The sequence below is a fragment of the Larkinella bovis genome, assembly GCF_042655385.1.
Taxonomy (GTDB): domain Bacteria; phylum Bacteroidota; class Bacteroidia; order Cytophagales; family Spirosomataceae; genus Larkinella; species Larkinella bovis.
Window position 1 is genome coordinate 948,922 of the sequence record NZ_JBHSMA010000001.1, and the last position, 14,040, is coordinate 962,961.

Annotated in this window: 14 protein-coding genes and 1 pseudogene; 5 read left to right on the plus strand and 10 right to left on the minus strand. The window is 51.1% G+C overall.

Annotated elements, in window-relative coordinates; genetic code table 11:
* Nucleotides 1-105: 105 nt before the first annotated feature.
* The 5 genes from thrS to ACFPMF_RS03990 all read right to left on the minus strand — a co-directional run bounded on the left by thrS (nucleotide 106) and on the right by ACFPMF_RS03990 (nucleotide 5,277).
* Nucleotides 106-2,061 (minus strand): threonine--tRNA ligase, encoded by a 1,956-nt coding sequence (thrS, locus tag ACFPMF_RS03970; RefSeq protein WP_379841336.1) that lies wholly within the window; start codon nucleotides 2,059-2,061, stop codon nucleotides 106-108.
* Nucleotides 2,062-2,135: 74 nt separating this feature from the next.
* Nucleotides 2,136-3,308 (minus strand): tetratricopeptide repeat protein, encoded by a 1,173-nt coding sequence (locus ACFPMF_RS03975; RefSeq protein WP_379841338.1) that lies wholly within the window; start codon nucleotides 3,306-3,308, stop codon nucleotides 2,136-2,138.
* Between the two features lie 63 nt (nucleotides 3,309-3,371).
* The gene (locus ACFPMF_RS03980) at nucleotides 3,372-4,268 is read right to left on the minus strand and encodes a class I SAM-dependent methyltransferase (RefSeq protein WP_379841341.1); all 897 of its coding nucleotides are present in this window, start codon (nucleotides 4,266-4,268) and stop codon (nucleotides 3,372-3,374) included.
* Entirely contained in the window at nucleotides 4,255-4,671 is a 417-nt protein-coding gene (locus ACFPMF_RS03985) for an EVE domain-containing protein (protein WP_379841343.1), read from the minus strand. The genes ACFPMF_RS03980 and ACFPMF_RS03985 overlap by 14 nt, the downstream gene beginning before the upstream one ends.
* A 51-nt stretch (nucleotides 4,672-4,722) precedes the next feature.
* The gene (locus ACFPMF_RS03990; RefSeq protein ID WP_379841345.1) at nucleotides 4,723-5,277 is read right to left on the minus strand and encodes a DinB family protein; all 555 of its coding nucleotides are present in this window, start codon (nucleotides 5,275-5,277) and stop codon (nucleotides 4,723-4,725) included.
* 425 nt (nucleotides 5,278-5,702) lie between these two features.
* Between ACFPMF_RS03990 and ACFPMF_RS03995 the strand changes: the two genes are divergently transcribed.
* Nucleotides 5,703-6,260 carry an RNA polymerase sigma factor gene (locus tag ACFPMF_RS03995; protein ID WP_379841347.1) on the plus strand — a complete coding sequence of 186 codons (558 nt, stop codon included), beginning with the start codon at nucleotides 5,703-5,705 and terminating at the stop codon, nucleotides 6,258-6,260.
* Nucleotides 6,261-6,339: 79 nt separating this feature from the next.
* Here the strand turns inward: ACFPMF_RS03995 and ACFPMF_RS04000 are convergent, their stop codons facing one another.
* Nucleotides 6,340-6,843 carry a DUF421 domain-containing protein gene (locus ACFPMF_RS04000; RefSeq protein ID WP_379841349.1) on the minus strand — a complete coding sequence of 168 codons (504 nt, stop codon included), beginning with the start codon at nucleotides 6,841-6,843 and terminating at the stop codon, nucleotides 6,340-6,342.
* Between the two features lie 129 nt (nucleotides 6,844-6,972).
* Here ACFPMF_RS04000 and ACFPMF_RS04005 point away from each other — a divergent pair, with 129 nt between their 5' ends.
* The gene (locus ACFPMF_RS04005) at nucleotides 6,973-7,515 is read left to right on the plus strand and encodes a DUF6580 family putative transport protein (RefSeq protein WP_379841351.1); all 543 of its coding nucleotides are present in this window, start codon (nucleotides 6,973-6,975) and stop codon (nucleotides 7,513-7,515) included.
* Between the two features lie 206 nt (nucleotides 7,516-7,721).
* Nucleotides 7,722-8,696, plus strand: coding sequence for a transglutaminase domain-containing protein (locus ACFPMF_RS04010; RefSeq protein ID WP_379841353.1), 975 nt, complete (start codon nucleotides 7,722-7,724; stop codon nucleotides 8,694-8,696).
* A 64-nt stretch (nucleotides 8,697-8,760) separates the two neighbouring features.
* Here ACFPMF_RS04010 and ACFPMF_RS04015 read toward each other — a convergent pair whose 3' ends face one another.
* The 3 genes from ACFPMF_RS04015 to ACFPMF_RS04025 are packed head-to-tail and all read right to left on the minus strand — an operon-like array spanning nucleotide 8,761 to nucleotide 11,548.
* Nucleotides 8,761-10,065: a hydantoinase/oxoprolinase family protein gene (locus tag ACFPMF_RS04015; RefSeq protein WP_379841355.1), complete on the minus strand. Its 1,305-nt coding sequence runs from the start codon at nucleotides 10,063-10,065 to the stop codon at nucleotides 8,761-8,763.
* A gap of 28 nt (nucleotides 10,066-10,093) precedes the next feature.
* Nucleotides 10,094-10,594, minus strand: coding sequence for a hypothetical protein (locus tag ACFPMF_RS04020; protein WP_379841357.1), 501 nt, complete (start codon nucleotides 10,592-10,594; stop codon nucleotides 10,094-10,096).
* A 51-nt stretch (nucleotides 10,595-10,645) separates the two neighbouring features.
* A complete protein-coding gene (locus tag ACFPMF_RS04025) occupies nucleotides 10,646-11,548 on the minus strand; it encodes a histone deacetylase family protein (protein WP_379841359.1) in 903 nt (300 codons plus the stop codon).
* A gap of 42 nt (nucleotides 11,549-11,590) precedes the next feature.
* Here ACFPMF_RS04025 and ACFPMF_RS04030 point away from each other — a divergent pair, with 42 nt between their 5' ends.
* Nucleotides 11,591-12,340, plus strand: a complete 750-nt coding sequence (locus ACFPMF_RS04030; RefSeq protein WP_379841361.1) for an SDR family oxidoreductase — start codon at nucleotides 11,591-11,593, stop codon at nucleotides 12,338-12,340.
* A gap of 162 nt (nucleotides 12,341-12,502) precedes the next feature.
* Entirely contained in the window at nucleotides 12,503-12,838 is a 336-nt protein-coding gene (locus tag ACFPMF_RS04035) for a hypothetical protein (protein WP_379841363.1), read from the plus strand.
* Between the two features lie 471 nt (nucleotides 12,839-13,309).
* Here ACFPMF_RS04035 and ACFPMF_RS04040 read toward each other — a convergent pair.
* Nucleotides 13,310-13,707, minus strand: a pseudogene (locus tag ACFPMF_RS04040) (recombinase family protein).
* Nucleotides 13,708-14,040 lie beyond the last annotated feature (333 nt).

Genomic DNA, 14,040 nt, shown 5'->3' on the forward strand with positions numbered 1-14,040 from the left:
CAGTAACCCTGCCAAAGGAACGGTTCCGGCGCCCCGCAATGACGGGATACACCACCAGAAACCCGTTTCTGCGTCCCCAAATCAGGGTTACTGATTCCTGGTTGATCAGGAAACCGCCGGTACACTGACTGGTTTGATTTCGTTCTGGAAAAACGCCACGAATTCGGAAATTGCCATTGATCCGATGTCGCCTTCGCCTTTCCGACGAACCGAAACGCGGCCCTCGGCTTGTTCCTTTTCGCCCAGAATTAGCATGAAAGGTACTTTATTAAGTTCGGAATCACGGATTTTACGGCCAATTTTTTCGTCGCGGTGATCGACATAGCCCCGAATATCGTGTTCCTGCAACGCCAGAAAAACGTCATTGGCGTAGTCTTCGTATTTCTCCGAAATCGGCAAAACCGCAATCTGGTCGGGTGAAAGCCAGAGCGGGAAATGCCCCGCCGTATTCTCGATCAGGATGGCAATAAACCGCTCCATCGACCCGAACGGTGCCCGGTGAATCATCACCGGCCGGTATTTCTGATTGTCAGAACCGGTATATTCCAGTTCAAAGCGTTCCGGCAAATTATAATCAACCTGCACCGTACCAAGCTGCCATTTCCGGCCCAGCGCATCTTTCACCATAAAATCGAGTTTCGGACCGTAGAAGGCCGCTTCACCCAGTTCGGTTACCGTGCGAAGCCCTTTTTCGGCGGCCGCTTCCACAATGGCGGCTTCGGCTTTTTCCCAGTTTTCATCCGAACCGATGTACTTTTGTTTATTCTCCGGATCACGGAGCGAAACCTGCGCCATATAGTCATCGAATCCGAGCGACCGGAAAACATACAGCACCAGATCAATCACTTTCATGAACTCGTCTTTTACCTGATCCGGCCGGCAGAAAATATGCGCATCGTCCTGCGTAAAACCGCGAACGCGGGTTAAACCGTGTAATTCGCCACTCTGCTCATACCGGTAAACCGTACCGAATTCGGCGAGTCGCAACGGCAAATCCCGGTACGAACGGGGCTTGGTTTTGTAAATTTCGCAGTGGTGCGGGCAGTTCATGGGTTTGAGCAAAAACTCCTCGCCCGCTTCCGGTGTCAGAATCGGCTTGAACGAATCCTCACCGTACTTATCCCAATGGCCCGACGTTACGTACAGTTGTTTGGCTCCAATGTGCGGAGTCACGACCGGTGAATACCCCGCCCGGACCTGGGCTTTGCGCAGGAAGTTTTCCAGCCGCTCCCGCAGCATGGTTCCTTTCGGCAACCAGAGCGGCAGGCCGGCACCGACTTTTTCCGAGAACGCAAACAGTTCCAGTTCCTTGCCCAATTTGCGGTGATCGCGTTTTTTGGCTTCCTCCAGCACGTGCAGGTAATCGTCCAGTTCTTTCTGTTTGGGGAACGTAACGGCATACACGCGGGTCAGCATCTTGTTTTTTTCGTCACCGCGCCAGTAGGCACCGGCCACACTCATGATTTTGGCGGCTTTGATAAAACCGGTATTCGGAATGTGTGGCCCGCGGCACAGGTCCGTAAAATGGCCCTGCGTATAAAAGGTAATGGTACCATCGTCGAGTTTTTCAAGCAAATCGAGCTTATACGGGTCGCCTTTTTTCTCGAAGTAGGCAATGGCTTCCGCTTTGCTGATCGGCTGGCGGACAAACGCCTGTTTCTGGCGCGCCAGTTCGAGCATTTTGTCCTCTACTTTTTTAAAGTCTTCCTGCGAAAAGTGGTGCCCGTTTAAATCGACATCGTAATAGAAGCCTTTCTCAATGGGCGGTCCGATGCCAAACTGAATGCCCGGATATAATTCCTCAAGCGCTTCCGCCAGCAAGTGAGCGGATGAGTGCCAGAATGTCGCCTTGCCTTCGGTATCGTTCCATGTCAACAGTGTAACCGTGGCATCTGTCGTGATGGGGCGGGTGGCATCCTGAACCGTACCGTTAACTTTGGCCGCCAAAACATTGCGAGCCAGTCCTTCGCTGATGCTCGCTGCAATTTCCAGACTGGTTACTCCATTGGGATACTCCCGGACACTGCCGTCGGGCAGCGTAATGCGAATTTGGTCACTCATATATTATCAAGTTTAAGCCGTATTTTTCAAGTGGCAAGTTTCCACAAAAGAACAGGGAAAGCAACAGATTGGATTTAATTTCTCGATGAATCGCGCGGAAACCGCGTTCGGGGCTGGATCATCATGATGCGAACCCGCGTCGTGTCCAGTACCGGACCCGAACGGGGAGATACGTTTGCGTGGTCGTCGTACGACAGATCCGTTTCTTCACCACCGGTTTTTCGCTTTTGAACCCGCCAGTAGCCATAGTAAGCCTGCTGGTCGGCCGGATTGTCCTGCATGGCTAACGCGTAAAGACTAACCGCTTGTTCCCACTGCCGCATTTGTTCGTAACATAGGGCCCGAAAATAGGTAATTCGGGGGTATTTCGGGTCCAGTTTCAGCACCTGGTCGAAATGCCAGAGGGCGCGTTCCAGGTTACGCCGTTTCATCATCACCAGACCGGATTGCACCTGGGCCTGAATCATTGACGGGTCCAGCCGCAGGGCTTTCTGGTAAAAAAAATAGGCGCTGTCTTCCACCGACGTTTGCTGGAAAATATGGCCCAGCGCATACAGCAACCCCGGATCATTCGGGAAATAGGCCGTTCCGCGTTTGTTAAAGGCAATAGCCGATGCAAAATCGCCCCGCACCGAATAAATAATGGAGAGCTGCACATACGGTTTTAAAAACCGGGGTTTCAGACTCAGGGCCCGGTTATAATAGGTAATGGCCCGGGCCGTGTCGCCGGATTTGGCCGCAACCAGGCCGTTGAAATAAAAGGCTTCTCCTTCGAACGGCGCCATTTGCAGGGCTTTCAGCAGGTAAAACCGGGCGCGATCAAGTTGCTTTTCCTGCTGCAGCAAATCCCCGATAACGATGTATAATTCGGGGGTGTTTACGCCCAGCCCTTCCGCTCGCAGGGCACTTTCCAGGCCATCGGCATATTGGTCCCGCTGGCGTAAAATCTGGGCCTTAATCAGGTGGTACCGGCCTTCATTATTTTCCTTTTCCAGCGCTTCATTGATGTCGGCCAGGGCTTCTTCGCTTTTTCCCAGATCGCGGTAAACCGCAGCCCGCTTGGCGTAGGCGGAAGCCGGACTGCTCTGGTTGATCGCCCGGGTCAGTGCTTCCAGGGCGGCCTGATTCCGGGTATCCGCCGAATTTTCGGGCACTGCCGGAATGCGGGTCTGCTGCTGGTCATCCTCCGTACAAGCCACCAACAAACTCAACCCAATCAACCAACAAAGGCTCCAGAACTTGCCCATTCTTTCCGATCAGAAACCGCCAATCAAGATCAATACCGTATTTTCTGTTGCAAATATAGCCGATTAATGAGAGGAAAACCGATAAAAAACGCCGAGTGGCAAACGCTTGGCAAAGCGGTCGGTCAAATAAAGTTCCCCGAGTTCGGCGTTCGGGCGGTTTTTGAAATAGGCCGTCATCAGATTATCAAGAATGAGGGCTGAAAAACCGAGGGAGTACAGATTACTAATCAAAAAGTAGTTTTCGCGATCCAGCAGGTCCGAACAGGCGTGTAGCAATTCCGGCAGGTGCTCTTCCAGGAGCCACTTCTCGCCTTCCGGTCCCCGACCGTAGGCGGGTGGATCCAGGATCAACCCATGATAGGTATTTCCCCGACGCACTTCCCGCCGGACAAATTTCAGGACATCTTCCACGACCCAGCGGATGTTATCCAGACCGCTCGCTTCCATGTTCTCCCGCGACCACGAAATCACCTGCCGGACGGCATCCACATGCGTCACGTCGGCCCCGGCCTGCCGGGCCGCCAGCGAAGCGGCTCCGGTATAGGCGAACAGATTCAGAACCCGCGGTTTTTCAACCGGCAAAGCCGAAACTTTCTGCTGAATATACGTCCAGTTGACGGCCTGTTCGGGAAAGATACCGACGTGCTTAAACGACGATAACGACAATTTAAAGGTCAGGTTCAGCGACGATTGCTGGTAGGGAATGAACCATTTTTCCACCATTTTAGGACGCAGCAACCATTCTCCTTTTTCCTGCGAACCTTTATCCCGTTTGAAAACCGCCGTGGCCAGCTGTTGCCATTCCGATTCGGGCAGTGATTTGGGCCAGATGGCCTGGGGCTCCGGGCGACTGAGGGTAAAGGGACCAAACCGCTCCAGTTTCTCAAAACCGCCGGAATCGATCAGTTCGTAGGAAGGCCAGTTTTCGGGAGAAAGCAGGTCCAGATTATTCGGATGCATTCGAAAGTTTTAAAATATACGCAAAATCAACGGGGGTAATTGGCACCACCGAAAGCCGCGAAAGTCGGAACAGCGGCAGGTTCTGCAAGGATGGGTCAGCTTTCATTTGCTGCAAGGTAACGGTTTTCGGAAATTCGGAAACCGGCTCAAGCTCGACCGCTACCCACCGGGGATCTTCAGGAATCGTCGGATCGGGATACGACTCCCGGCTGACCTTCGCCAGACCGACAATTTCTTTGCCGGTTACACTGTGGTAAAACAGCACCTGGTCGCCCAGGCGCATGGAAGCCAGGTTGTTGCGTGCCTGGTAATTCCGGACACCGTCCCAGACGGCTTTACCCTGCTTCACAAAGTCGTTCCACGAATAGGCATCCGGTTCGGATTTGACAAGCCAGTAATTCAAGGGATGGAAAGCTAAAGGTGGCGAAATGAATCCATGGACGAAAACCGGGTGTCAATAGTCATCAAAATCATCCCCATAGCCGGAACCGTACTCATCACGGGAATGATCCTCATCCAGTCCTTTGAATTTCAGCCCTTTTTTGATGAGTGAAATTTGGCCCGAGTGGTAGGTATCATGATTGATCACGCCGTGCAGAAGGTCGTAATAGGTATAGTCGCGACCGGGCACGATGTCTTCCAGAAACTCGTCATCATCCCGTTTATCGAGTTCATTGATCAGTTCCTCCTGACTCAGACTCAGCTCCATTTGCAGGGCTTCCCACTCGAAATCGTCGATTACCTGCAGGGAACCGAAGTTTTTTTCGGGTGTTTTGATATCGAAATCCTTATCGCCCTGCATTTTTTTTACGCAGAAAATCCGCCAGCTGGTCATGTGAAAAACCAGTTCCGCAATCGAATGCGTATTGGGCGTCAACCGATGGCCGGCCATTTCGGGCGAGACTCCGCTCAATACCTCCACCAGCGACGGTCCATGCCATGCTTCCTCTCCTTCGTAGGTTGTATTGAGTAAATCAATAATTCGAATTAGCTCGTCGTTTTGTACCATTTTAACGTATTGTCAATTTTCGAGAGGGAATATACCTGCTTTCTATTAGTTCGGCAAAGGTAAAAGGGTTTGATCATTTTTCATCATGTTACTTCACGGACGGTTACCTGTGGCGACGTTATAAATTATTAAAGAACTTTCATTTTATTAAAACCGGCAGACGAATGGCCAAAATCCTACCCTTTGGGTAAAAAACCGCCTTCCTACCCCAAACAATCCAACTCTCCGCTTTTTTTGACGACAAAATGGTTTTATTGATTATTCTACAAATATGACAAAAGTCTTGACATTTGTATAGACAATCAATAGTTTTGATTCATCGAGTATTCGATCGACTTAACTACTCAAAGGGTCAGCCTCCTCTTTGTGTTCAGTAAAAAGTTACCAATTCTACAAAGTAATTAATCCTCTGTAGCTATCAACTTATGAACACTTGCCGTCATACCGACGAGGAGCTGGTACGGTATTACCTTGCTACCCAAAAAAGTGACTATTTTGGTCAACTTTACAAACGCTATTCAAACAAGGTCTACCGCCGTTGTTTGACCATCACGAAAGATCCGGTCGATGCGGAGGATTTCATGCAGGACATCTTCGTGAGGGTTTTATCTGGCTTGCACAACTTTAAGGAAAAATCAACTTTTTCTACCTGGCTCTATACCGTTTCAACCAACTACTGCATGGACCGGATGAAACTCAATCGCCGGCGCAGCGACTGGGTGGAGCTGGATCATGAAATCGCCCGAACGCTGGCTGAAACCAATGATTATATCCATCTGGAGGAACGGTACCAACTAATCGATCTGATTCTGGAGAAAATTGCCCCCTGCGAGTCGATGTACCTCCGAATGAAGTACCAGGACAACATGAACATCCGCGAAATGGCCTTAACGCTCCAGGTAAAAGACAGTGCGGTCAAGATGCGTTTAAAACGCGTTCGGGACAAAGTGAAAGATATTCTCATCGTTTATCAACTCCGCTGATGGCCGAAACCTTTACGCTGTTCTACTGACAACTGATGGAGTTCCGGGTAGGGCCGCAAAGCAGGACTGCATTGCGGCCTCATTTCCCATGCTTTTTTCCGATAACGCTGATGTTACCACTCCCCTCCAGGTAACACATCCGGACGGTTCGGTAATCCTCCACTCCGTTTTCGCGTAAAATACCCATCAGTTCGTCCTCGGAAATCATTTCGCGTTTCATATTCTGGCGCATCAGCTGCCCGTTCTTCACCAGCAGAATGGGATCGGGTTCCGCGATTTTTTTGAAGAATAGCGAACGGTACCCCAGCCAGTCGAGCAGATAATCCCAGAACACCAGCGTACCGACCAGCACCAGGCCCTCGGTAACCGATTCGTACGGCCCGGCCATTGAATTCTGGGCGGCATCCGAGATCATGGTGATCAGCAGTAAATCGCTGAGGTTGAGCTGACCGGTGCCCCGGCGGAAAAACCGGAGATACAGGAAAACGAACCAGTACGTCAGGGTTCCCCGAACGATCATTTCCAGCACCGACGTGTCCGGAATAAAAACAGAATGCCAGTTTACACTAAAAACTTTTTCCATGGTGATCACTTCGCTTACGGATCCTCAAAGGGGAGGAACGCCCGGAAAATATAAGGTAAAAACCGGGGTTTGAATATCCCGATGCATTCATGCTTTGACAGTTTTTAATTTTCCGTGTAACTTCACGCCATGAAGCATATTCACATTCGTACGGTGTCTTTGGCCACCATTGTCTTACTGACCGTCCTGAGTCGGCTGTTTCCTCATCCGCCAAATTTCGCACCGGTTGCGGCTCTGGCCCTTTTTGGAGCGGCAACGTTCGATCGCAAATGGCTGGGCCTGGTGGTTCCACTGGCAGCCATGCTCCTGAGCGATCCGTTTCTGGGTTTCCATGATGGCATGTGGGTTGTCTACGGGTCCTTTACACTCATCTGGGGCCTCGGCCTGGTGCTGCTCCGGAAAATTACCGTCGGTCGGGTGGCAACAGCCTCCTTCCTGGCTTCCGTTTTATTTTTCCTGACGACGAACTTCGTGTACTGGTTCGACAACACGTTCTACCCGCAAACTCCCCAGGGATTGATGGCCAGTTACCTGGCCGGTCTGGCTTTTTACAACGGTCAATCCTTTTTCCTGAACGGCGTGCTGGGCGACCTGACATTCAGCACGATTTTGTTCGGTGGCTATTATTTACTGCAACGCCAATTCCCGGTTCTGAAGCTGGCACGCTCCTAACTTATTGTCGTTCAATACCCTAAAAAAACCTGAGGACGTTTCATCGTCCTCAGGTTTTTTTATGCGGTTTTATGGGCTACTTGCCTGCAACTGAGGCTACTGAAACCCGGCACCCGTCGATGGTCTGTTACGCACGGCATGAATCATGAAACGGACAACAATAAACCGGCCCGCATTTCTGTTTTATCGACGAAGTGTGAAAGAATATGTGTCGTCGATTCCTGCCCATCGTACTCGTACTGGTTTTTTGCCTCGGACTCCGCCCCGCGTCCGTCGCACCGGCTGCCGAAAATTATAGTCGGATTGATTACTATGCCCGGAATACCCCCGAGTCGTATACCCGGAGTATTGCCAGCCTGTCGGATTACCTGACAGCACCGGCCCGGACCGATATGGACAAAGTTCGGGTGATTTATGCCTGGATGGTGTCCCATATCCGGTATGATCTGGCGGCCGTAGCCAATCGAAGTTCCCAGAAATATTATTCAGAACTGGAGTATGCCAACCGGGTTCTCCGGCAGCGTAAAGGCTTATGTACTGGTTATGCCCTGCTTTTCAAGTATTTACTAAAGCGAGCGAATGTACCGTCGGTTTCCATCCGGGGATATGCCCGAACCGACGATAAGGAAGCCGGTCATCCCGTGCGCGTGGTGGATCACGAATGGAATGCCGTCAAAATTGATGATGACTGGTACTTGCTCGATCTGGCGTGGGCGGTCACGACGGCGGCCGATGGCGAAATCAGTAACGACTTTTATTTCCTGACGCCCCCCGAACTCTTTGTATCGCAACACTTTCCGGCCGAAACCGCCTGGCAACTTCTCAATCAACCCCTCAGCAAATCGGAATTCGACCGGTTTCCGAAACTATACGATCCGTATTTTCAACTGGGTTTTGGGCCGGACTTCCCGCGAAATGGCCAGATTAGAACGTCGGGCCTGGCGGAACTACGGCTCCTAAATGAACAACCCGTGGAATACCTCTGCACGGTCAGCCGGTTTGGGCAATCCAAAGGCGTGGAGATGCCCGTGGCGGTTTCCCGCTTTGGCAACCAGGATCATCTTCTGTTTAAAGTCCCGGTAAAAGGCTGGTCGACGCTGCATGTCTTTGCCCGCTCCCGCACGAATGCCCGGGTCCGTAAATTCGATTGTATTGCCTCGTTTTCGATTTATAATTCCTAAGAAAAAAGCCCGCCCAGCCCGGGAGGAACGCCCTGTGGTTGCGCTTTATTCGTTTCGCGGCCTTCTACCGAAGGTAAATTCGCAGATTCCGGAACTGATCCATACGGGCGTAACTTTTTTCCCGCATCACGACGGTCGATTCCGGGCCTTCGATAATGGCCGGGCCTGAAAGGGTGTCATCAGCCCGAATACCGGCCCGATCATAAATCGGACAACCACACGGAGTCAGGTCTTTCTCGTAGTAGACTGAGCGGTAGCCTTTCAAAGCGTGGAAATCACCGGACCGGTTTGACGGGTTATAATAACCGGCTCGTTGCAAGGTAGCCGGAATTGCCCAGTCCGGGTCGTTTTCGGCCAGAACGAGCAGATAACCCAGCGCCGACGAAACCCCGGCTCCCACCGGCACCACCACCTGCGTTATCCCCAGCAAACGGGCAATTTCGCACGCATGCACCGGCCCCGCGCCCCCAAATGCCAGCAGACTGTACGTTTCCAGCCTGGCCGGTGTACTATGGGTTAAGGCACGAATCCGGGTTGCAATCGTGGCCTCGATTTCGTTGGATGCCCGCATGGCTGCTTCTTCGACCGAAATGCCAAGCGGTTCTGCCAGGTGTTTAAAAATGGCATTTTTAGCCAGCTCCAGCTTTAATGGAATTGCCCCGTAGAGAAAATAATTCTTGTTCAGAAATCCCAAAACCAAATCCGCATCCGTCAGGGTCGGGTATTCCCCCCCGCGATCGAAACAGGCCGGACCCGGGCCGGGGGTGGCGTGTTCAGGCAACAATTCCAGGTTGCCATTTTCACCGATCCCAAGGTAACTATTCCCGCCAATATCGAAGCTTTTAACCTGGTAATCAAGCGATTGATCCAGCGAACTCGGCGAGCGGGGCGAAAAATCGGTTTGCAGCGAGACAAAAGCCGATGAACCCCCGATTCGCAGCACAATCAGATTTTTTTGCTCCAGTTGTTCTCCAAAATACCGCCCGGTCATCAAGCCACCAATTCGGGGCGACAGAATGGATTCCGGGTCATCAGCGGCCTCATCAATAGTTACCACTTTTCCGTGACCAGTAACGAGTTTCATCGGCGTCCGCCAGCCCGCAGCCTGCAGCAAGGATTCCAGCTCACGCAGGCAGTTGATAGCCATTGCCGGCTGCATATGGACGCTCATTCCCACCACCAGCGCTTCCACTTCCGCTACCCCAATTTGCTTTTCCGCCAGAAAATGACCAATCTCCTGGACGAGATTTCCGACTGAATCGTAAAGGGTCGTTGGAATCTTTTTAATAGAAAGTCGTCCGGCTTCGTCAAGTATTACAAAATCCGTAAAGGTTTCCCCCAAATCAATGCTAAAACGATAACGACTCATCATGGTCCGTGAATAGGCAGGTACTAATTTACTTCGTCGTGATTTTCATTGCCGTAATCCGCCACCGGCCGTCTGGGTCTTTTCGCAGTTGGCTGGTAACAGATGCGGTTTGGGGAGCTGTCGTTGTAGCCTCAACAGGAGAAAACGTGTATACTTCAACGGCTTGCGCGGTCTTTTCATTGATCTCCAGCTTCCGAACCCGGTAATTCTGGTACCTGATTTTTCCAGCGGATGCCTGGTAGGCGGCCGGTGCCTGCGTACTTCCATCGGCAGCGGTTATTTTCGCATCGTCAACAAACCAGGCATTCAGGCTCTCTGCTGCCCCGGCACCGGGGTGCAAACCACCCATTCGGCGTTTGAGCAGGACCAGGATCGAATCCCGGTCGGGGTAGAGTGCCGTCGTGGTCGTCCGGGTTTCCGTTTTGCGCAGACGTCGTTGCGTTTCTTCCGACGGAGGGGCGGTTTGCTGGGCAAAAACCGACGTGGACAGCGCCCCTCCGACTAGGAGCATTAAATACGGTTTTTTCATGGATCTGTAGGTTATTCTTTCCAGTACACCACTAAAAATGAGATTCTGGCCTTAAAAGTAAAGTTTTTCTGCCACCCTGAACGTATTACAATGCGCTTCCACAATATCGGCCAGGCGGGGCGAATAGCCTCCTCCCATCGAGACCGCCATGGGCAAACCGGCGTTAAGTGCCTGACTGAAAACGAATTCATCCCGAAGCCTGCACCCTTCTCGCGAAACATTCAGTTTGCCAAGCCGGTCTGATTTCAGTATATCGACACCGGAAATATAAAACAGAAAATCGGGCTTTTGTTCTTTTAATAGCTGCGGCAAGGTCGAAGACAGCAGATTTAGATACGCCCCATCATCGATTCCGGTCGGTACTTCAACATCCCGATCAGACAACTCTTTTTGCAACGGGTAATTTTCTTTCCCGTGCATGCTGAATGTAAAGACGCGGGGCTCATGCCGGAAAATAACCGCCGTTCCGTTTCCCTGGTGAACATCGAGATCAATAATGAGGATTTTTCGGGCGAGTTTGCGGTCGAGTAAATAAAAGGCCGCAACGGCCACATCGTTTAGCAGGCAAAAACCTTCTCCCCGATCCGGAAAGGCGTGATGCGTTCCCCCCGCAATGTTCAGAGCGACCCCATCGGTCAGGGCAAAGTGACAGCAATCGATGGTGCCCTGCGTAATGGTCCATTCCCGACGGACCAGACCCGACGTTACCGGAAAACCGATTCGGCGCTGCATAACCGCCGGAACCGTCAGCGTTTTTAACTGACGAACATAGGCTGCGGTATGCGCCATCAGCACCCATCGATCGTCCACCTCAGCGGGGGAAAAGAAGTTCTCCGGTCGGCAGGTACCCTCGTATACGAGTTGATCGTGAATCAGTTCGTATTTCGCCATCGGAAACCGGTGGCCTTCGGGCAGCGGGTGTCGGTAGATAGGATTATAAGCAATTTTCAACATCCGTCGGTAAGTTAGCGGACAACAAACTGTTATTATCCGCTTATGCAAACTGTAATTGTGACTGGAGGAGCGCAGGGAATCGGACGCGTAACGACACAGTATCTGTTGACCCATGGCTACCGGGTGGCGGTCTGGGAGAATGATGCCGAAGCGCTCGAAGAATTTAGTGAAGCCATGAAAGCGGCCAATTCCAAAGCGCTCGTCATCAACTGCGACATTTCCTCCGAAACGGCGGTAAAAAATGCCGTTCGGGCCACCCTGGATCGGTTCGGCCAGATTAACCATCTCATCAATAATGCTGCGATCATGGTTGATAAACCCCTGGATCGTTTCACCCTGGAAGAATGGAATCGCGTCATCGGAACCAATTTGACCGGCACCTTTCTCTGTTCCAAATATACCGCCCCTCACCTGACCGAGCAACTGGGCAGCATCGTGAACCTGTGTTCCACCCGGGCGTTCCAGTCCGAACCGGATACATTCGCCTATTCCGCATCGAAAGGCGGTATTCTTGCGCTGACGCACTCCCTGGCGGTTAGCCTGGGCCCCGCCGTCCGGGTCAACTGCATCAGTCCGGGCTGGATCGATGTATCGGCGTTGAAGAAAAAAGGCAAGGCACGCAACGAAACCCTGCGGCCCGAAGATCACAGCCAGCATCCCGCCGGACGCGTTGGGCAGGCCGACGACATCGCCCGGATGATTCTCTTTCTAATCAACGATTCCAACTCATTTATTACCGGTCAGAACTTCGTTGTCGACGGTGGAATTTCCCGAAAAATGATCTACGTCTAGCCATTTCCAATCGACTCATTACAAATTGGATACCCTCAAAATAAAATCCAAAAAATCTCCACGGGAAATTTGGTTTACAAAAATACATGAGTATTTTTACGCAGTATTTCAGCGAAATTTATTTTGACTTGATAATACGGCGCTGTTTTTATGTTTAAAAATATGAATACCAACCTACCCAGTCAGACAGTGATTGAAACCCGCTGGTTGACGATGGTAAACCAGATCCAGCACCAGCATGACGATTTGCTTGATCTTATTGAAAAGTTGGAACAAATTCCTTCATCAAATCCGCAAACGGTATATAAACTCACCCGTTTGCAACAACACGTACTGGATACATTAACATTTCTGCTGGCAGAATCGAATGTGGATGGCGAGCCCGTGGCCCCATCCAAGTTCTGGGAGCGATTGCAAAAAAAACATCACCACAGTCAGGTTCTGGTTCAGTTGAAACAGCAGATTGACCAGGAGTTGATTGATCTACGTTTATCCTGATGGGGTGGCTTTACGTCTGATTTTCCATTTTCGCTTTTTTTACCGTACCTACCGTACTTTTTTTTCTCTGTCCTAAAAATGAGAGCCCCGGCCAAACCGGGGCTTTTCGCTTCGCAACCGCCCAAACCGGCGCCGTCTTCTCAATAGCTAAATGCCACCCGCTGGTTTGCAACCCTTTGCCTGCAATTCTGGTCTATCAGACTGAAACCGATTGGTTCAGGAAACCAAGGGCTGGGGGAACCCCGTTCAGGAGCCATCTTTGGGGGAATAAATTCTAATAGGCTATAGGAAAAATCTTTACTTTACGATGGTGGGAATGTCCGGAAGCGCTGCTACCGGGCATTTTTGTTTTCAACCATGCCGTGGAAGTCCGTTTTTTTAGGCTGCTCTTTTTTCTGCAATGTTTTGCCCTGCTCGATTAATTCGCGGTAGGTGAAGTCTTCGTTACGAAATAAACTTGTATCATACAACTTAGGTTAGTAGTTGCCCTGCTCGCGTCTTCTCCAGAATTCTCTCCCGATCATACTCAGCTAGAGCGGTAAAGATTTGCAAGCCCAACTTGCCAGCCGGCGTGCTACTGTCACCCCCAAGTCCAGTGCCTTGAAGTGAATGTCCTTTTTGGCGAACTCTCCCAGTATGCTGATTAGGTGATCCCGACTACGACCTAAACGAAAAAAGCGGGCGACCATTACCGTATCACCCGAACGCAGTTGGGCCAGCATCGTGTCCAGAGCCGGTCGGCTCGTGCTGATGCCTGTGATCTTGTCCTGGAAAATTTCGTCACAGCCTGCTTTCTGTAAGGCATCGAGTTGGGTATCCAGATTCTGATCGAGCGTTAAGACGCGGGCATAGCCAAAAATTTTGTTCATGGGTTCAGGAAGTCATTATCACTAAGATAAATACCTATTTATTTTAGAACTTACTTTCTAAACCCTATTTTTGGCAACTGGGTAGCGATGGTGGGATGGACTAAGGAGAGGTTCGGAAAGGTACAGGTTGCAAATCGGGCCTTATACGTTTGTCTCCCTTTTCGACAAAAGAAAACCGACAGCCCGGTAAGACTTTGCTGGACTATCGGTTCACGAACGTTTACACAAGTTCAGTCAGAAGTCGTTTGATCATCTCAGGGCTTGAGCACCTTCAGCGTAGCGGTTTGTTGCCCACTGCTGACCCGCAGGCGACCGTTGTCAAAATCGTGCTCC